The sequence below is a fragment of the Gloeocapsopsis crepidinum LEGE 06123 genome (genome assembly GCF_015207655.1).
GTDB lineage: Bacteria > Cyanobacteriota > Cyanobacteriia > Cyanobacteriales > Chroococcidiopsidaceae > Gloeocapsopsis > Gloeocapsopsis crepidinum.
This window is the reverse complement of sequence record NZ_JADEWN010000094.1, coordinates 1-17,059: the sequence shown is the minus strand read 5'-3', so window position 1 is coordinate 17,059 and position 17,059 is coordinate 1. Positions and strand designations below refer to the sequence as shown.

Here is a 17,059-nt window from a genome sequence, read left to right as displayed (position 1 = left end):
CCCCAACTACTGCATTCAGGGTTGATCTTCTCATTGCCACTGCACTCGATTTAATTAATCCCGTGCATTTGAAAAACTGGTTTACTCACTGTTGCTACTGTGCCTCATAAAACTGCAATAGGCTGTATGATTACTAGCCAGTACGAATACTATCTTTCTCCTGAAGACTATCTAGAAGCTGAGAAGACAAGTCAAGTCAAACACGAGTATATTGACGGACAAGTTTATGCAATGACAGAAGCAAGTGACGCTCATGTCACAATTACGATGAATGTGTCTATGCTGCTACGCAATCATCTTCGAGGTAGCGGATATCGTGTCTACATGGCAGAGATGAAAGCACGGATCGAAGCTATCAATCGCTACTACTATCCTGATGTTATAGTAACTTATGATATTCGAGATAAGGAAACTGACTATTTTAAGTCGTATCCTTGCTTAATTGTAGAAGTACTTTCAGAAAGTACTGAGGCATCTGACCGAGGTAAAAAATTTAATGACTACCGTCACTTAGAGTCACTTCAAGAATATGACTTGATTTCTCAAGACACAATAAATTTCGAGTGTTTTCGTCGTAATGAAAAAGGGCGTTGGGAACTTTACTCTTATGAACAAGGGCAGGAAATACCCTTAGCCAGCATTGATTTTTACTGTCCTATCGCAGCAATTTATGAAGATGTAAGTATACAAGTAGAATTTGTGCCACACTTTTATGTGTGTTGTTAGTTAATAGTCGATTGTTGATTGATTGGATTTAATTTCTGTTAGTTTTTCCTTACTAGACTGCTTTCTGGCGCGAATTACCTACATAATTATTCAGAAATCGAATTGATTATTTTAACAGGCAGCTTGATAAACAAGCGTAAGATTTTCTGCCAAGCCCTTACTAATTCTCGCAAGTACCAGCGGAAAATATGACGAGAATACCATTCGGCTTGTTGTTGATTAATTTTCCCTTTTTTTGAGTTGATATTGAATACTCCACTCAACTCGCTTGAGAGGTTTCTGTTTACTTTGATGTTGTTCTAAATATTGAACATCTGGTGCGATCGCATCTGCGACTTTTAGTTGTGAATTGAACCAATAATCAACTAAAATCCCTAAAATCTTTCTGCGGTAGTCAGCACATTGAATGTTATCTTCATTTCAAATATAAAGGTTAGGTGCTCCTAAAAAGATATAGTGAACTAACTTAGTTAACTTGTCACCTACAGATATCTTTCTAGCAATGCTTTCGTCTTGATTCTCTCTCAATTAGGAAGACTGGTCCAGATCTACCTGCACCGAGAAACTTCTGGTTTGTCGTTTGTGCATCTACCATGCAAAAAATTTCTCTATAGGCGTATACCCTATAAGCAATCTAGAAGTGCGATCGCTTAAGTTATTGGTATAAATATAAACAGAACTGCTGTTATTTTATTGAATTCCTACAGAGTACACGTCTTCTGGACTTACCAGCATCTAACCTGAGAATAATCTGCTGTATGCTACTGAAGGATCATCATCTGATTTTAATTCCCTTAATAACTGTTCTAGGCGATAAGTTTGATCGAGGCGATTTTGAGATTTGAAGATACTTAAAGCTTTTTCTAGGGATACTAAAGCCTCATCACGTCTCCCTTGTTGCCAAAGTGCTTGTCCTAAATGTGTTAAAGCTTCACCATACTCAGGATTAATTTCTAGTGCTTTTTGATACTCAGCAATTGCTTCTTGCCATCTACCCTGACGTGCCCGAACCATACCGAGTGCATTGTAAGCTAAGGCATAGCGCGAATTATGTTCGATTGCTTGTTGATAAGCCGCGATCGCAGCTTCGGCTTTTTCTTGACGAAATAGGACGTTTCCTAACTTGTAATGTGCTACGGCGTACTTTGGATATCTTTTAATTAACTTGCGTAGAACTTCTTCGGCTTCTGTGAAATTTTCCTGACTGTATAAAGCATCAGCTGCTTGAATGAATCGAGTGCGTTCTTCGTCTCTGTTTTCTCCCATCTGTGCTAATTGAAATTGCTGATGAGGAAATGCTGTCTGAGGTGAGATTGTGTTGTGACTTGTCACATATGCTTTAGCTAGCACCATAGGAGATGTGCTAATAAGTGTTACACAGCCTAGTGCCAAATAACCCAAAGGTTGAACTGCTCTGAATTTAAGTTTACTTTTCAGGTTCATGAGTTCAAATACCTGAATCATTATTTATCATAGTTTGCTTCTAATTATTGATATTTAGTAACGTCTCTGCCTTAAGCGATCGCAATCTTTACCAAAGTTTACAAAAAACTACTAGATAAAGTTGTTACTTAGTACATATGACTAGGCAGCAAGTCTTTTACTACACATACAGTTAAAATTACCAATTTTTATTAATTAGATTTTATCAGAAAGTTACCTTTTTAGGATAAAAATTTGCCGTTTTTGGATAGACTGAATGTTTCAAAAACTATTAAGATCGTTCAGCAGTTAATTCGACTAATTTAACCTTACGCTTACAACAAAAATTATGTCGTAAAAATTTGCAAATAGATATTATGTTCAGCCTCTAGTTATCAGTATTCAAGTATAAAAATAAATAGCATTATGCGTTTCTCAGTTAGTAAAAAACACCCACTTCTACGGTTATTACGCTACGCCAAAGGCTACAGAACTCAAATATGGAGTGCGATCGCCTGTACAATCCTCAACACGCTTTGTGACTTAGCACCATCGTACTTAATTGGTGTAGCAGTGGATGTTGTGGTGGAACGGGAAAACTCTTTGATTTCGCGCCTGGGTGTCACCAGCATTGTAGGGCAGCTTGGGGTGCTATCTCTATTGACACTGTTAATTTGGAGCTTGGAATCACTTTTTGAATTTTTATACGATCGTCAGTGGCGCAACCTAGCCCAAACAATCCAGCATGAATTACGCCTTGATGCTTATACGCATTTGCAAGAACTCGAACTGAATTTCTTTGAAGAACGTTCTACAGGAATACTTCTATCAATTTTGAATGATGATATCAATCAATTAGAACAGTTTCTCAATTCGGGAGCAGCAGAAGTCATCCATTTTATCACGACAGTTCTCGCTGTCGGTGGCTCGTTTGCAATTATCGCTCCGAGTGTGGCTCCGTTTGCGATTATACCGATTCCTTTTATCTTCTGGGGTTCATTAGCATTTCAAAATCGACTTGCACCGCGCTACGCTGATATGCGTGAAAAAGCAGGTTTGATTAGTAGTCGTTTAACTAATAACCTCTCAGGGATTGCAACGATTAAAAGCTTTACCGCTGAACCTTATGAGCGATCGCGTGTTATGGACGAAAGTGAAGCCTATCGTCGCAGTAACCAAAAAGCGATCGCACTTAGTGCTGCTTTTTTTCCGTTAATTCGCTTGATAGTTGTTCTGGGTTTCATTGCCACGCTGTTTTTTGGTGGTGTTGCCGTGGTGAATGGTAACATCACAGTGGGAACCTATGGCTTTTTGGTGTTTATTGTCCAACTACTGCTATGGCCTTTTGCGTCTTTAAGCCAACTAATGGACGAGTATCAACGCGCAATGGCTTCAATCCGACGCGTGATGCGGTTATTGGATACTCCAACTGCGATTCCTACAGGTAGTCATCCGTTACCATTAAAAGCAGTAAAAGGTGAAGTACGGCTTGATAATATTACTTTTGCCTACAAAGATCGCAATCACGTTCTCAAAAACTTATCATTGCACATTCCGGCTGGGGCAAATATCGGCATTGTTGGTGCAACAGGTTCTGGTAAAAGTACGCTGGTAAAACTACTATTGCGTTTTTATGAAATCCAAGCGGGACAAATCCTTGTTGATGGCATCGATATTCGGGAGTTACGACTTCTAGATCTGCGGCGTTGCATTGGTTGGGTAAGTCAGGATGTGTTTCTATTTCACGGTACAGTTGCCGAAAATATTGTCTACGGTAACTTTGACGCTAGTCATGATGATATTATTCACGCTGCCAAGTTAGCAGAGGCACATGAATTTATTGTGCAACTACCGCAAGGATACGATACTATCGTTGGCGAACGCGGTCAAAAACTTTCGGGCGGACAACGGCAGCGCCTCGCGATCGCGCGGGCGATTCTCAAAGATCCACCAATTCTCATTTTAGATGAAGCGACATCTGCAGTGGACAATGAAACTGAAGCAGCGATTCAAAAATCTTTATTCGTGATTACGCAAAATCGGACAACAATTGCGATCGCACATCGTCTTTCAACAATTCGGCACAGCGATCGTATTTATGTCATGGATAAAGGTGAAGTTGTCGAACAGGGTAAACACGAGGAACTGTTAGCACTTAATGGCATCTATGCTAGTTTGTGGCGCGTGCAGTCTGGGGTTTAAAAGGTCAAAACATTTCGCCTCAAGGAAGTGATAGGGCATACTGTTAGTTTTAGCTGTGCGAATTGCGACTATGGACATACTCTGCCAACACCTGATTAATTAACCCTTGAACCCCTTGTTCACCCGCCTTTGCTTCAAAATATTCCACAATAAAGGCATCCAAGAGCAAACTTAGGTGCCGTTGATCTCGTTCAATATTTGGATCGTTTGTTGATCTCAACTCAATTACCTGTTCTGTACTGTCTTCCAAAACGCGAATCAACGACCCCTGAAATCCTCGATACCTCCCAGGTTTAGCATTGCTGAAGTCATATTCCTCCAACATATTCTCTACCTCAGTTTCATCTTGTTCAAATTTGTGATTCATAGATTCGTCGTTCATTTTTTGTCGCCAATCTAGAACTAATCATTCGTATTCTATCGACTCGTTGGATGTATGTGGCGACTAGCAAGCGTCTGTTACTCGACATACCAATAATCTTAAACCGATCTTCTTGGTCAGAGTGAGCTTCATCGTAATCTTCAAGATAGTGGGGATCGTAAAAAATAGTTGCCGCTTCATCAAAGGAGATTCCATGCTTTTTGATATTCAACTGAGCTTTTTGATCGTCCCATTCAAATCGTAATGAATCCATCTAGTCAGATTAAAAAACAAAAATCACTTGCAGATGCCATTTATCATCTTGGCGGATCAACTGAATTTGTCGAATAAATTCGCGAAAATAAAAGCGGCGTTCAGCTTCGGATAAATCTAACCAAAATTGAGGAATTGAAACAGCTTGCGCAACAGATCGCAAATTGACTGGTGGTAAAGTTGCAAGTTGTGTTTGTAATTCGGATATTTCGGTGCGGAGTTTGTAATCTCTTAGTTGTGCGGTTTCAGGATCTAAAATTTCAGTAGCGATTAAATTGGGTAACTGAGCAAGTATTTGTTGTTTGGATGCGATCGCCCGATTTAAAGACTCCTTAACTGCATCTAACTGCGGAAAATTCATTCCTGCAACTGCACGCGGTAATTCTTGACACACTGTAGCAATTGTTTGCTCTAAAACCTGAGCATAAGCGATCGCGCGACATTTTGGACGTTTTGGGCAAAGTGTAGGACGCAAGTAAAGATACTCACTCTTTTTTTGATGAGTCGTGACGCGCACTACGGTCATTGGTGAGTGACATTCTTGACAAACAACTAAACCAGCAAGACTTCGCGGCGCACTTGCGGTGCGTGGTGGTAAACGCCGATTGCGTCGTAATAGTCGATCGACTTGTGCAGCTTCTTCTCTAGAGATGATAGGAATGTGGGTATTTGCAACAACATCACCATTTTGATATGTAGTATCACCGCGATAGACAGGATTTGTTAACCAACGTCGCCCAGTAGTAACAGAAATTTTCTTGTTGTATTTTTGTGCTAAATGGCGTACTGCACCGCGTAAGGAACCGTATAGCAAGAAGTATTCAAAAAAATCTTTGACGACGGGAGAAGCACTGCGATCTAGTGCATATTTGTCTTTACCACGACGATAACCGTAAGGGGCTTTTCCTGGTGGGGGTTGGGCGTTGATACGATTGCGGGCGTGCCCTTGGCGAATGCGGCGGCTACGTTGTTCGCGTTGCATCGCTTGTAGAAGTTGGATTAAGTCGGTTTGGATATCGGTAGTGTGGGATTGTTCGGTAGTGATGATTTTGATGTCTAGTGCTTGGAGTTGAGTGATGCGATCGCTGACTTCTTGTACTGAATCGCCAAGTTCTTGAATTTTGCGGATCAGGAGATATGCGCCTTCGGTTTGACAGTCTTTAATAAGTTGCTGGAGTTGCGTGCGTTTGCCAAGATCTTGGTAGATGCAGTCAGTTTCCCAACCCCAAATTGTGGGATCGGGTGGTGTTTCTAAAAGAGGATCGCTGTAGATGTAGGCGATGATTTTCATGTATAAGCGATTAGCAATTAGCTGTTAGCAAGTTGCTGCGAAAGTTCAATGATGTTGTTGTCGGGATCTTTGGTGAAGAGTGCTGATCTACCGGAGGCGCTGGTTTGAATGGGATAGTGGTGGGCTGTTAGCCGTTGTTTTGCGGCGTCTAAGTCGTCTACAGCAAAGGAAATATGGGGATTACGTCCCCATTTTTCTGGATTTTGAATTTGTGGGGGAACGGTGGGCGCGACAATTAGGTGGAGTTGAAAGTCACCGATTTGATACCAGACGCCTGGAAAATTGAGGTTTCGCGCTGCTGATTTAGACAAGCCCAAGACATTGCTATAAAAATCTTCGGCACGTTGCAAGTCGGTGATAAGAAGTGCTGCATGGAGACATTGAGTGATTTGCATAGTGGCTAGTGGTTAGTGGTTAGTGGAACAGGCATCTTGCCTGGAAGCCCAAAAAGAAATCAATATTTAGATTTTGAATCACTTGTACTCTTTTTTACTTCTTGCATTTTTTATTTGTTGCAAACTAATACAAGCGATTGCGCACAGCGCAACGCCAAATGCGATCGCACTTAAGAGGGTGCTATGGATACTTCAGAGTTAATTGCAAAATATATTGCAGGAGAACGAGATTTTAAAGGCATTAATTTGCTTGGTGCTAGCTTAGCAAAAGTTAATCTCAGTGGTGCTTCGTTGCGTGAAGCATCGCTAAGTGAGGCTGATCTGAGTCAAGCAGACTTAGTTGGTACTAATTTTAGAGAGGCTTCCTTGAGTAAAGCAAACTTAAGCAAAGCCAATTTGAGTGGCGCTAACCTCAATGGGGCAAATTTATTTGCAGCAAATCTTCAAGGCGCTAACCTTAGTGGTGCAGAATTGAAAATGGCTGATCTGAAAATGGCAGACTTGAGTGGTGCTGATTTACAAGGATCAAGTATTTGGGGCGCAACGCTAACTGGAGCAAAATTGCAAGGTACAATCATGCCAGATGGTACGGTTCATGAGTGATTAGTGGTTAGTGGCTAGTGATGAGAATATCAGCTTGGTGCCGATCAATTACCGCGTTCCCAGTTACCCATTACCTATTACCAAGCGTTACGAAATTTGAGACAATCAAGAAACAGTAGCTAACGTACACCGATACTGGAAAGTAAGTAAAAAATTCATTCGTCGTGTAATTCACCCTTGCTGATAGCTACAATTTTCATTGCGTCTCATCAGGAATTATAAGATGCCGGACAATTTTAAAAGCCACGTTGTTACCCAAGGCGTACAGCGATCGCCTAATCGTGCAATGCTGCGTGCAGTAGGGTTTGGAGATAATGATTTCCTTAAAGCGATCGTCGGAATTGCTAATAGTTATAGCACGATCACTCCCTGCAATATGGGAATTAATCAACTCGCACAACGCGCTGAAGCTGGAGTACGCGCCGCTGGAGCAATGCCGCAAATATTCGGTACAATCACCATCAGCGATGGTATCTCGATGGGAACTGAGGGAATGAAATATTCCTTGGTGTCGCGTGAAGTGATTGCGGATTCGATTGAAACCGCCTGTACTGGACAAAGTATGGATGGTGTCCTCGCAATCGGTGGTTGTGATAAAAATATGCCAGGGGCAATGATTGCGATCGCCCGCATGAATATTCCGGCAATCTTTGTGTATGGTGGTACGATTAAGCCTGGTCATCACAATGGACGCGATTTAACGGTCGTCAGTGCATTTGAAGCTGTCGGACAATATAGCGCAGGCAAAATTCCGTACGACGAACTATTAGAAGTTGAACGCAAAGCGTGTCCTGGTGCGGGTTCCTGCGGGGGAATGTATACTGCTAATACAATGTCTTCTGCGTTTGAAGCAATGGGAATGAGTTTACCCTACTCTTCCACAATGGCAGCGGAAGATGCAGAAAAAGCCGATAGTACCGAAAAATCTGCATTTGTCTTAGTAGAAGCCATTCGCAACCAGTTATTACCCCGACAAATTCTCACGCGCCTCGCTTTTGAAAATGCCATATCAGTCATTATGGCAGTAGGTGGTTCGACAAATGCCGTGTTACATTTACTCGCGATCGCCCACACAGCAGGAGTAGAGTTAACACTAGATGACTTTGAAACAATTCGCGCCCGCGTTCCGGTGTTGTGTGATTTAAAACCCAGCGGGCAATTTGTAGCGACAGATTTGCATCGCGCGGGTGGGATTCCGCAAGTGATGAAAATGCTACTTGTCCATGATTTACTGCATGGCGACGCACTCACAATAACAGGGAAAACTGTTGCTGAAGTTTTAGCCGATGTTCCCGCCGAACCACGTTCGGATCAATTTGTCATTCACCCGTGGGATAAACCTATCTATCAGCAAGGACACTTAGCAATTTTACGTGGCAATTTAGCCACAGAAGGTGCAGTTGCGAAAATCACAGGAGTGAAAAAACCTGTTATTACAGGTCCAGCACGAGTCTTTGAATCAGAAGAAGCTTGCTTAGACGCAATTTTAGCAGGTAAAATCGTTGCTGGTGATGTGATTGTGATTCGCTACGAAGGTCCTAAAGGTGGTCCTGGAATGCGCGAAATGCTAGCGCCTACGAGTGCAATTATCGGTGCTGGGTTGGGTGACTCGGTAGGATTAATTACCGATGGACGGTTTTCCGGTGGTACTTATGGTATGGTAGTCGGTCACGTTGCCCCAGAAGCAGCTGTCGGAGGTGCGATCGCATTAGTGCAAGAAGGTGACACAATTACGATTGATGCACCACAACGCTTATTACAACTGCACGTATCTGATGAAGAATTGCGATCGCGTCGGGCAAATTGGCAACCTCGTCCACCGCGTTACACCAAAGGTGTTTTAGCAAAATATGCCAAATTAGTATCATCTAGCAGCGTTGGTGCTGTCACTGATTTGGGATTAGATTAAGCACTCATGAGTCATTATCGCCTTCCTCCTGGTCAAACAGGTTTACCTCTAATCGGAGAATCACTGTCGTTTCGCTTCGATCCGCATTTTGTCGAAAAGCGCTATCAACAGTATGGTCCTATTTTTAGAACGCAGATTATTGGTAGACCTACTGTATTTATGATTGGTTCAGAGGCTGTAGAATTTGTCCTTGCTAGCCATATGGATCATTTCTCTTGGCGGGAGGGGTGGCCTGATAATTTTAAGTTACTATTAGGAGAATCACTATTTGTTCAAGATGGTGAAGAACACCGCAGAAATCGCCGTCTGATTATGCCAGCAATGCACGGTGTTGCACTAGAAAGTTATTTTGGTGCAATGGAGACACTTACGCAACAATATCTCCAAAAATGGCGAAAGCAATGTGAATTTATTTGGTATGAAGAGTTTAAACAACTCACTTTTGATATTGCAAGTCAACTATTACTAGGAACGAATACGAGTACAGAAGTAGCGCGGTTGAGTCAGCTATTTACTACACTGACAAATGGTTTATTTACAATTAATCCTCTACCTTTACCTGGAACAAAATTAGGCAAAGCAATCGCCGCACGCAATCAAATTTTGCAGCACCTCGCTCAAGTTGTCAAAGAACGCCAGCAAAACCCCACTAAAGATGCTCTAAGTTTACTCGTGCAAGCGCGTGATGAAGATGGAAGCCAAATGAGCGATCGCGAACTTGTCGCTCAAGCTATGCTACTACTTTTTGCTGGTCATGAAACAACTACTGCAATGCTGACGTGGCTGTGTTTAGAATTAGCACTTCATCCAGAAGTGTTACAACGGGCAAGAAATGAGCAATTTGAGTTAGCCCAGCAGGGATTTTCACTAGAACAATTGGGGAAAATGCCTTATCTCGACCAAGTTTTGGCTGAAGTTGAAAGGTTGCATCCTCCCGTTGCAGGCGGATTTCGCGGTGTCGTCAAGCCGTTCGAGTTTCGTGGTTATTATGTACCAGCAGGATGGATGGTATCGTATTCGATTAAAATTACCCACCAACTAGCAGAAGTTTATTCTCAACCACAGCATTTTAATCCTGACCGTTTTAGTCCGCAATGTCAAGAACACAAACAGCGTCCTTACAGTTTAATTGGTTTTGGTGGTGGACCGCGAATTTGCGTCGGAATCGCGTTTGCCAAAATGGAAATGAAAGTTATTGCAGCACATTTATTGCGTAACTACCAATGGGAATTGTTACCCAATCAAAATTTAGAAGATACTAGATTTCCTACCAGTCGCCCTCAAGATGGACTGCGCGTCCAATTTCAAAAACTTAAAGTAGGTAAGAATATAACTTAAAGCTGGTAATTGGTAACAACTCATTCGTTATTGCTAAATACATTGTTCATTCAATTACTCATTACCTATTACCAGTCTCAGATTTTAATATTTTTACTTATGAGGTGCTTTTACTATGACAACAGTAAACAGCGAGTTACAACAAAAAGTATATCACAGTATTGACCAGGTAAAAGACATTTTATTTAGAGCTACCGATCGCATACAAACAACTACGCAACAAGTAAAAGATACATTAACAGAAAAAATAGACATTCAAAATGCGATTACGCAAAGCGCAGCAAATAAAGCGATCTCATCTTCTACAAGCAATTGGCTACAAGATCATCCGGCAATTTTACATTTAGTGCAAACTCTCATTTGGGCAACTGAACACCCTGTTATTAGCTTAATTGTTTTGCTGTTTGCTGTTGCGATCGCTTGGAGTTTAATTAAATCAATTGGTCGTCTGATTGATAAAATTGCAACGGCTGTATTACAAACCCCATTAAAGCTACTTCAAGGAGTATTTATTGTTGTTGTTCACACCTTAGGTAATTTAGCAAATATAGTATTGAATAGATTACCACGCCATCCAATACCCGAACAACTTACTTTATCGCAAAATACTCAAATCATTAAAGATAAATCTCAACAAATTGCCGAAATTTCTCATAGATTAGAGGCAATTCAAAAAGAACAAAATGAACTTCTAAAAGCATTGATGGAAATTTTGGTAAGAGACGAAAAAAATATTACCCTTTCTTAAACTAGTTAATTTGAGGTTCTGCAAGATAGATACTAGTACGGTAGACGATATAAATTAAGCCTTGTTTGTCACAACTGCGATTGTACAACTCTTGTAGCTTTGTGATTAGATACTGCTGTGCTGATTCTTCTCGTGACACATAGGAAACACTTGAAGCACAACCAATCAGTCCAGATAAATCTAAGGCTTGTTTGTAGGCAAACTCGTGTTTTTGAATATTAACAAAATATGGTGTTGCAAATAATGGTTCTACTGATTTGAGGCGTGATGATTCAATAGGGTGATGATTGGAAACTTCACTTATCAATTGAATGTATTCGGCAGTAAATGCGTCTTGGCGATCGCGTTCGTTCCAGACGAGTGCTAAGCGTCCTAATGGTTTCAAGATACGATGGAATTCTTCTAAAGTTGTCTCAGGGTTAAACCAGTGAAATGATTGAAAGCAAGTGACTAAGTTAACAGAGTTATTAGGTAAGCAAGTTGCTTCTGCAGTTCCATCCCGAAATTCTACTAGTTGATGAGACTCTGCTGCTTGGCGCATTGCTGCATTAGGTTCAATGGCAATAACCTTGACTCCTTGCTGTGCTAATAATCGCGAGGAAATACCCGTTCCTGCACCAATATCAGCTGCGACAATTGGTGATGATAATCCTTGCAGAATGACTTCTATAGCCTCATGCGGGTAACTAGGGCGATATTTTGCATAATCTGATGCTCGATCGGTAAAACGTGTCAGCGGATTCATCAGGTGTAGCTGCGTGGCATTATTAAGATTGCTCATGGCTGATTGTAAAGAAACCGATCGCAATCTTTAATATAGAACTATTTACGATTGCACTTGGCATATCATCGAAAGCGATTGCGCCTAGCGCAGCACTATAAATGCAATCGCACTGCCTCAAGTATTTATAAAAGTCATCAGAACTGACAAAGCCAAACTCAGGCAAAAATGTGCTGTAAATTTAACACAAATCCTGGCAACACATCTTCACCAGATAAAGTTGAAGGAGCTTGCAAAACTTCTACCGGCTGTGCTTGACGGTAGATTTCAACTTGGCGGTCTTGCGGATTAATTAACCAACCCAAACGTGCCCCATTCTTTATATATTCTTGCATCTTGGCTTGCAACTGTTCAAAACTATCGGTTGGAGAACGTAGTTCTACTACAAAGTCAGGGCATAGAGGCGGGTAGCCATCTTGCTGCTGCGGGGTAAGAGCATCCCAGCGATCTTGCCTCACCCAAGAAGCATCTGGCATTCGCTTAGCATTATTGGGTAAAACAAACATGGTGTTGGAATCAAAAGTTTTTCCTGCATCGCTAGCCAAATTCCAAGCCTCTAATTGGTAGCTAAGGTTGCTATTTTTGTTTCCAGAGGTTCCTCCTGTCGGTGGTACAACAACTAAATCTCCTGCTGCCGTTTGTTCAAAATTCCACTCTGGATTAGCTCGGACAATACGTTCAAAGTCTGCATCCGAAAGCTTTAATGAATTTATAGTTAGGCTGCTGTTCATTGCTGTCTAATCTACAGGCAATCCTTCTGGTTCAAATGTATCACCTATTCCCCCAGCGATAGCATTCTATTTACTTCGTTGCTGTTAATCTTAGGCAGGATTTTACTTCAATTTGGCTTTGTTTGGTTGCTACTGACTATTACTATAGAAGCGATCGCACCCAGTATCCTCATAAAGATAAACGCGATCGCGCGTAGCACACTGCCATAGGCGATCGCACTTTGTTTGAAAGTTCATTGCTCATAGTTTGAGCGATCGCTCCTGAGAGAACAAGTAACTTGTATGTGCATGAACAACAATATTGCTGTGTTAATTTGCGCTAATTTCTACCAACATTTCGCCAGTCTCTAGTAGCTCCAAGGCTTTTGGTAAGGTTAAACTGAGAATCTCACATAACCGCGCATTTGATGTATTTCCACACGTTAACCAAATGATTTGCGGTGGTGTTCCTAGTCGGTAAACCAAATCTACAAAATCGCTATCTTTGGTCATAAGTATTGCTTTTTGAGCTTTTGCAGCCTCAAAGATTTCACAATCTTCAGCATCTCTCAATCCAAGATCGCGTAGTGCTACTGCTAAAACTCCAAACGTGTTTGTAATCCAAGTTGCGATCGCCGGCGATAATTGTGCATCAATCCAAATTGTCATGCACTCAACACAGGGTGATTCAGTTTACGTGCAGCGTATGCAAGTGCTGCTCTCAAGTCTTCCATTTCTAGATCAGGTAGTTCCTCTAAAATCTGTTCGGCGCTAAGCCCTGCGGCAAACAAATCCAAGACATCTGATACTCTAATTCTCATACCACGAATACAAGGGCGACCACCACACTGTTTAGGATTTACAGTGATTCGTTCAAGTAGCTTCGTCATTTTATGTCCTTTCTCAACTCAGCATTAATAATAGCGAAAAGGATATTGATACATCTTCTCAAAAAACAACTCCTCGTCTACTTGTACCTTATTTAAAGGTCAGAAGCTATACCCTGAATCACCTTGAATGACTGCGATTGCATTTCACACAATACCTAAAGAAGATCGCATCTACAACAAAAACATCAATTGCAGGTGATCGCATATTATGAATTAGGTGGCGATGAATTCAGTTGTTGAACATATGTCAGAAATGCTTGAGCACGTTCGATTATCTGTGCAGCATCTGCTTGAGTCAAATTTGGCTCAATATTATAATCCGCTCGAATTCGGCTTTGTTCAGCGGCAATTAAATAGCGATGAAATTCTACTGGAACGCGCCCAGTTTTAGCAAACTGCTAACCAAAAGCAGCAATTACTGCTGAATGCTTGGAATAAGTCAAACCTTCACCTTCTAGTAAGGCTTCTGCAATATAAAACGTTGCATAGTAGGCACGCGATACTGCAAATTCTGCTAGTTGTTGTGCATTAAGTAGTTTGGCAGCTTGCAAGCTATGACTTGCCTTTTCTAACAAGCCCTGTTGTTCAGGAGTCATACAAAAACACCTTCTCGCTGTACATTGCGAAAGAAAGCGTTGTTGCCTTGTTGCAATTGCTGTACATTGACAAAAGCATAACTAATGACAACATTATGCTCTAAACAAATTGGACTGACAATAAAGCTCAATCGCTCGATTTCATCACTATAGTTGAAAGGTTGTTTGAGAACAATCAAAACATCAATATCAGAATCAGGTTTAGCATCACCTCGTGCTTGAGAACCATAGAGCACTACTCGCTCAAGCTATGAGGCATAGAGTGTTTCTAGGTAGCGTCGTAATTGTGCTAGAACTACTTTGACTTTGTTGTTCATTGCCTTGAATCGTTAAGATAGTCAATTCCATTTAATGCTACATACAAAATATCGGGGCATATCCTGCGATCGCTCTACTCGTCAACTAATATACAATTATGCCAAGCGCACCACTAAAAGCGATCGCACCTACAACAAAAATATCACCTACAGGCGATCTTCACACAATACCTCAAGTGATCGCACTTCATTTGAAAAACATCACCTACAGGCGATCGCACTTCACACATTATCTAAAGAAGATCGTACCCATAACAAAAACATCACCTACAGGCGATCGCACACCGTACCCACTAAGAATGATCGCACTCATCAGAAAGTCTTACTCACAGGCGATCGCACATCACACATTACTTCAAGCGATCATACTTATTCCAAAAACCACAGCGATCGTGCATAATACTACCTCAAGTGTAACCACATTCACACTGTTCTTTGAGTAAAATACTTTCAATTCTTCAACAACAGTATCCTACACAAATAACAACTATTACCTATTATTTAATCTTACTCGACCCACCACCACAATTATTTGCATCAGTTGGACTCGCTACAACTCCCATTCCTTGATTATTTGCCTCGCATAAAATTGCTTGACTAAGTTCTGACGCTGTAAATACACCACCAGCATAACCTTTAAGCTCAGAATTATTTGCTTTTGCTTTATTAGCAACTCCTCTTTGAATATTGTTAATTGCTGTTGCTGAGTAAATATAGTTAACACTATCTTCTACACCAATGCCTAATTTCCCAATAGCATTAGTATCATTAGTATCTTCTACAAACGTTTGATTTTCAAAATAGTATGTCTGCTGAGCGCGATTCATTGCACCAACATTAGTTTTGGCTTCTGATTGTCGTGCTTTTGTAGTTTGACCAAGAAAAGAAGGCATCGCAATTGCGGAGAGAATGCCAATAATAATGATTATAACGAGTAATTCAATTAGCGTAAAACCTGTATTACTGTTTTTATTAGTTTTTTTGAAAATTGTAAAAACTTTATCTTCATTTCTGACTATTTGTATGATGGATATGCAAGACACACTTGTAACCAATATCAAAAGAGGAGGGTAGATAAAAAACTACCCTCCTTTTATAGAACTTCAATACATTAACTTAACTAAGTCCGAAGCTTAACCTCCAACTGGAGTTGTTTCACCTTGACATGTAGCTTCTCCCTCCTCAATTGCTGGTGAAGCCATTTCAACTTCTGTTGTAAGACCAGCATCGTTAGCTTGACATAAAACTGATGGGGTTTGTCCCTCAACACTAAATACACCACCAATGTGACCTTTAAGATCTTTATTGAGTGCCGCTGCCTGGTTTATCACATCTTCTGCAGGATCAGTGCTAGTTGCTGTGTAAGCATAATTTACAGAGTCTTTGATCCCAACACTTAGTTTTTCAATTGCAGTTTCTGCATCATCACCAGATTCATCTTCGGCAAATTTCTGATTCTCAAGATAATAAGCTTGCTGCGCTCTATTCATTGCACCTACATTTGTTCTTGCTTCAGATGCACGGGCTTTAGCAGATTGGTTGAGGAAAGAAGGTAGAGCGATAGCAGATAGAATACCAATAATGATGATGACTACAAGTAATTCAATTAATGTAAAACCTTCTTCTTTTTTCTTTCCGGTCAAGTGTTGTAGAAACTTTACTTTTAGTTCGGTTTTCATGGTGAGTTCTTCCTTTCGGTATATATTTAACTTTTAACCTCTAGATATAACTTGCCCACTTCTAACCAAATACATATCACCCCCCAGAAAATTTTTTAACTTTATATCTGGAGTTTTGATACATAGAGTTACAACCCTTACCTACACAGCAATATAGAGTTTTGCAAGAATAGAAAAACCAGTGTTGTATAAAATATTTTAGCAAAGTCAGTATTTTCCTCAGTTTTTCTCCTATCTATCTAAGCTAGCTAAATGGAGAGATGAGCAGCGATTATCTGTGATGACAATTTCCTATGCACTCGCAGCACTCAAATAAAATACATTACTAGGTTCGATGATTAAACTCCGCACCTGCGAGGAAAGCCTAGAATCATCTGTAACCCACCAAAGAAACGTATGCGTATCGAGTATTGCTCTCATTCTACCTGATCTACAGCGCAAAGAAAGTCATTAAGAATATCTTCTGGTAAGGGATCATCAAAATCAGAAGCGATGACGACCTGATCGCGATCCAAGCCTGGAATTCGCGGTGATGGCTTAACAATTGGTACTATTCGCGCAATCGGAGTACCAGCTTGAGAAATAATAACTTCTTCTCCAGATAAAACTTGACCTAGCAATTGTGCCAACTCTGCTTGTGCTTGTGGCAGTTCCACATAAAGCATTCTACAGTTACGCCTAAGTTATTACTTACAGCCTATTGCAGTTTTATGAGGCACAGTAGCAACAGTGAGTAAACCAGTTTTTCAAATGCACGGGATTAATTAAATCGAGTGCAGTGGCAATGAGAAGATCAACCCTGAATGCAGTAGTTGGGG

General features: G+C 40.9%; 20 protein-coding genes and 2 pseudogenes. 7 read left to right on the top strand and 15 right to left on the bottom strand.

Going from position 1 to position 17,059, the window contains the following annotated elements:
- Nucleotides 1-126: 126 nt before the first annotated feature.
- Nucleotides 127-726, top strand: coding sequence for a Uma2 family endonuclease (locus IQ230_RS24450; protein WP_193934817.1), 600 nt, complete (start codon nucleotides 127-129; stop codon nucleotides 724-726).
- Nucleotides 727-1,461: 735 nt separating this feature from the next.
- Here the strand turns inward: IQ230_RS24450 and IQ230_RS24445 are convergent.
- Entirely contained in the window at nucleotides 1,462-2,169 is a 708-nt protein-coding gene (locus IQ230_RS24445; protein ID WP_193934816.1) for a tetratricopeptide repeat protein, read from the bottom strand.
- A 405-nt stretch (nucleotides 2,170-2,574) separates the two neighbouring features.
- Here IQ230_RS24445 and IQ230_RS24440 point away from each other — a divergent pair, with 405 nt between their 5' ends.
- The gene (locus IQ230_RS24440; RefSeq protein ID WP_193934815.1) at nucleotides 2,575-4,350 is read left to right on the top strand and encodes an ABC transporter ATP-binding protein; all 1,776 of its coding nucleotides are present in this window, start codon (nucleotides 2,575-2,577) and stop codon (nucleotides 4,348-4,350) included.
- A 49-nt stretch (nucleotides 4,351-4,399) separates the two neighbouring features.
- Here the strand turns inward: IQ230_RS24440 and IQ230_RS24435 are convergent, their stop codons facing one another.
- The 4 genes from IQ230_RS24435 to IQ230_RS24420 are packed head-to-tail and all read right to left on the bottom strand — an operon-like array spanning nucleotide 4,400 to nucleotide 6,670.
- The gene (locus tag IQ230_RS24435; RefSeq protein ID WP_193934814.1) at nucleotides 4,400-4,717 is read right to left on the bottom strand and encodes a hypothetical protein; all 318 of its coding nucleotides are present in this window, start codon (nucleotides 4,715-4,717) and stop codon (nucleotides 4,400-4,402) included.
- On the bottom strand, nucleotides 4,701-4,985 hold the full coding sequence (locus tag IQ230_RS24430) for a BrnT family toxin (protein WP_193934813.1): 285 nt from the start codon (nucleotides 4,983-4,985) through the stop codon (nucleotides 4,701-4,703). Before IQ230_RS24430 ends, IQ230_RS24435 begins: the two co-directional genes overlap by 17 nt.
- A 9-nt stretch (nucleotides 4,986-4,994) precedes the next feature.
- Nucleotides 4,995-6,275 carry a recombinase family protein gene (locus IQ230_RS24425; RefSeq protein ID WP_193934812.1) on the bottom strand — a complete coding sequence of 427 codons (1,281 nt, stop codon included), beginning with the start codon at nucleotides 6,273-6,275 and terminating at the stop codon, nucleotides 4,995-4,997.
- A gap of 17 nt (nucleotides 6,276-6,292) precedes the next feature.
- On the bottom strand, nucleotides 6,293-6,670 hold the full coding sequence (locus IQ230_RS24420) for a VOC family protein (protein ID WP_193934811.1): 378 nt from the start codon (nucleotides 6,668-6,670) through the stop codon (nucleotides 6,293-6,295).
- A gap of 183 nt (nucleotides 6,671-6,853) precedes the next feature.
- Here IQ230_RS24420 and IQ230_RS24415 point away from each other — a divergent pair, with 183 nt between their 5' ends.
- From IQ230_RS24415 to IQ230_RS24400, 4 genes are all read left to right on the top strand, one after another.
- Nucleotides 6,854-7,273: a pentapeptide repeat-containing protein gene (locus tag IQ230_RS24415; protein ID WP_193934810.1), complete on the top strand. Its 420-nt coding sequence runs from the start codon at nucleotides 6,854-6,856 to the stop codon at nucleotides 7,271-7,273.
- A 223-nt stretch (nucleotides 7,274-7,496) separates the two neighbouring features.
- Nucleotides 7,497-9,182 carry a dihydroxy-acid dehydratase gene (gene ilvD / locus IQ230_RS24410; protein WP_193934809.1) on the top strand — a complete coding sequence of 562 codons (1,686 nt, stop codon included), beginning with the start codon at nucleotides 7,497-7,499 and terminating at the stop codon, nucleotides 9,180-9,182.
- Between the two features lie 6 nt (nucleotides 9,183-9,188).
- Nucleotides 9,189-10,520, top strand: a complete 1,332-nt coding sequence (locus tag IQ230_RS24405) for a cytochrome P450 (RefSeq protein WP_193934808.1) — start codon at nucleotides 9,189-9,191, stop codon at nucleotides 10,518-10,520.
- A gap of 115 nt (nucleotides 10,521-10,635) precedes the next feature.
- Nucleotides 10,636-11,268, top strand: coding sequence for a hypothetical protein (locus tag IQ230_RS24400; protein WP_193934807.1), 633 nt, complete (start codon nucleotides 10,636-10,638; stop codon nucleotides 11,266-11,268).
- A 1-nt stretch (nucleotide 11,269) separates the two neighbouring features.
- Here IQ230_RS24400 and IQ230_RS24395 read toward each other — a convergent pair whose 3' ends face one another.
- The 6 genes and pseudogenes from IQ230_RS24395 to IQ230_RS24370 all read right to left on the bottom strand — a co-directional run bounded on the left by IQ230_RS24395 (nucleotide 11,270) and on the right by IQ230_RS24370 (nucleotide 14,481).
- Nucleotides 11,270-12,049: a class I SAM-dependent methyltransferase gene (locus tag IQ230_RS24395; RefSeq protein ID WP_193934806.1), complete on the bottom strand. Its 780-nt coding sequence runs from the start codon at nucleotides 12,047-12,049 to the stop codon at nucleotides 11,270-11,272.
- 158 nt (nucleotides 12,050-12,207) lie between these two features.
- On the bottom strand, nucleotides 12,208-12,780 hold the full coding sequence (locus tag IQ230_RS24390; protein WP_193934805.1) for a Uma2 family endonuclease: 573 nt from the start codon (nucleotides 12,778-12,780) through the stop codon (nucleotides 12,208-12,210).
- Between the two features lie 309 nt (nucleotides 12,781-13,089).
- Complete coding sequence (locus tag IQ230_RS24385; protein WP_193934804.1) at nucleotides 13,090-13,428, bottom strand: DUF5615 family PIN-like protein; 339 nt, start codon at nucleotides 13,426-13,428, stop codon at nucleotides 13,090-13,092.
- A complete protein-coding gene (locus IQ230_RS24380) occupies nucleotides 13,425-13,649 on the bottom strand; it encodes a DUF433 domain-containing protein (protein ID WP_193934803.1) in 225 nt (74 codons plus the stop codon). The genes IQ230_RS24385 and IQ230_RS24380 overlap by 4 nt, the downstream gene beginning before the upstream one ends.
- A gap of 206 nt (nucleotides 13,650-13,855) precedes the next feature.
- Nucleotides 13,856-14,245, bottom strand: a pseudogene (locus IQ230_RS28025) (HEPN domain-containing protein).
- Entirely contained in the window at nucleotides 14,242-14,481 is a 240-nt protein-coding gene (locus IQ230_RS24370; protein WP_322742562.1) for a nucleotidyltransferase domain-containing protein, read from the bottom strand. Before IQ230_RS24370 ends, IQ230_RS28025 begins: the two are co-directional and overlap by 4 nt.
- A 115-nt stretch (nucleotides 14,482-14,596) precedes the next feature.
- Between IQ230_RS24370 and IQ230_RS24365 the strand changes: the two genes are divergently transcribed.
- Entirely contained in the window at nucleotides 14,597-14,962 is a 366-nt protein-coding gene (locus IQ230_RS24365) for a hypothetical protein (protein ID WP_193934802.1), read from the top strand.
- Between the two features lie 97 nt (nucleotides 14,963-15,059).
- Here the strand turns inward: IQ230_RS24365 and IQ230_RS24360 are convergent, their stop codons facing one another.
- The 4 genes and pseudogenes from IQ230_RS24360 to IQ230_RS24350 form a co-directional block, all read right to left on the bottom strand.
- The gene (locus tag IQ230_RS24360) at nucleotides 15,060-15,455 is read right to left on the bottom strand and encodes a type IV pilin-like G/H family protein (RefSeq protein ID WP_407646711.1); all 396 of its coding nucleotides are present in this window, start codon (nucleotides 15,453-15,455) and stop codon (nucleotides 15,060-15,062) included.
- Between the two features lie 27 nt (nucleotides 15,456-15,482).
- Nucleotides 15,483-15,605 (bottom strand): annotated as a pseudogene (locus IQ230_RS28020) (hypothetical protein); the annotation flags it as partial.
- A 90-nt stretch (nucleotides 15,606-15,695) separates the two neighbouring features.
- Nucleotides 15,696-16,241 (bottom strand): type IV pilin-like G/H family protein, encoded by a 546-nt coding sequence (locus IQ230_RS24355; protein ID WP_193934801.1) that lies wholly within the window; start codon nucleotides 16,239-16,241, stop codon nucleotides 15,696-15,698.
- 416 nt (nucleotides 16,242-16,657) lie between these two features.
- A complete protein-coding gene (locus IQ230_RS24350; RefSeq protein ID WP_322742561.1) occupies nucleotides 16,658-16,897 on the bottom strand; it encodes a type II toxin-antitoxin system Phd/YefM family antitoxin in 240 nt (79 codons plus the stop codon).
- Nucleotides 16,898-17,059: the final 162 nt, after the last annotated feature.

Coding starts and splice junctions, on each gene's coding strand:
- IQ230_RS24450 (WP_193934817.1), top strand. CDS start 127: ATGATTACTAGCCAGTACGAATACTATCTTTCTCCTGAAGACTATCTA.
- IQ230_RS24445 (WP_193934816.1), bottom strand. CDS start 2,169: ATGAACCTGAAAAGTAAACTTAAATTCAGAGCAGTTCAACCTTTGGGT.
- IQ230_RS24440 (WP_193934815.1), top strand. CDS start 2,575: ATGCGTTTCTCAGTTAGTAAAAAACACCCACTTCTACGGTTATTACGC.
- IQ230_RS24435 (WP_193934814.1), bottom strand. CDS start 4,717: ATGAATCACAAATTTGAACAAGATGAAACTGAGGTAGAGAATATGTTG.
- IQ230_RS24430 (WP_193934813.1), bottom strand. CDS start 4,985: ATGGATTCATTACGATTTGAATGGGACGATCAAAAAGCTCAGTTGAAT.
- IQ230_RS24425 (WP_193934812.1), bottom strand. CDS start 6,275: ATGAAAATCATCGCCTACATCTACAGCGATCCTCTTTTAGAAACACCA.
- IQ230_RS24420 (WP_193934811.1), bottom strand. CDS start 6,670: ATGCAAATCACTCAATGTCTCCATGCAGCACTTCTTATCACCGACTTG.
- IQ230_RS24415 (WP_193934810.1), top strand. CDS start 6,854: ATGGATACTTCAGAGTTAATTGCAAAATATATTGCAGGAGAACGAGAT.
- ilvD (WP_193934809.1), top strand. CDS start 7,497: ATGCCGGACAATTTTAAAAGCCACGTTGTTACCCAAGGCGTACAGCGA.
- IQ230_RS24405 (WP_193934808.1), top strand. CDS start 9,189: ATGAGTCATTATCGCCTTCCTCCTGGTCAAACAGGTTTACCTCTAATC.
- IQ230_RS24400 (WP_193934807.1), top strand. CDS start 10,636: ATGACAACAGTAAACAGCGAGTTACAACAAAAAGTATATCACAGTATT.
- IQ230_RS24395 (WP_193934806.1), bottom strand. CDS start 12,049: ATGAGCAATCTTAATAATGCCACGCAGCTACACCTGATGAATCCGCTG.
- IQ230_RS24390 (WP_193934805.1), bottom strand. CDS start 12,780: ATGAACAGCAGCCTAACTATAAATTCATTAAAGCTTTCGGATGCAGAC.
- IQ230_RS24385 (WP_193934804.1), bottom strand. CDS start 13,428: ATGACAATTTGGATTGATGCACAATTATCGCCGGCGATCGCAACTTGG.
- IQ230_RS24380 (WP_193934803.1), bottom strand. CDS start 13,649: ATGACGAAGCTACTTGAACGAATCACTGTAAATCCTAAACAGTGTGGT.
- IQ230_RS24365 (WP_193934802.1), top strand. CDS start 14,597: ATGCTACATACAAAATATCGGGGCATATCCTGCGATCGCTCTACTCGT.
- IQ230_RS24360 (WP_407646711.1), bottom strand. CDS start 15,455: ATGCCTTCTTTTCTTGGTCAAACTACAAAAGCACGACAATCAGAAGCC.
- IQ230_RS24355 (WP_193934801.1), bottom strand. CDS start 16,241: ATGAAAACCGAACTAAAAGTAAAGTTTCTACAACACTTGACCGGAAAG.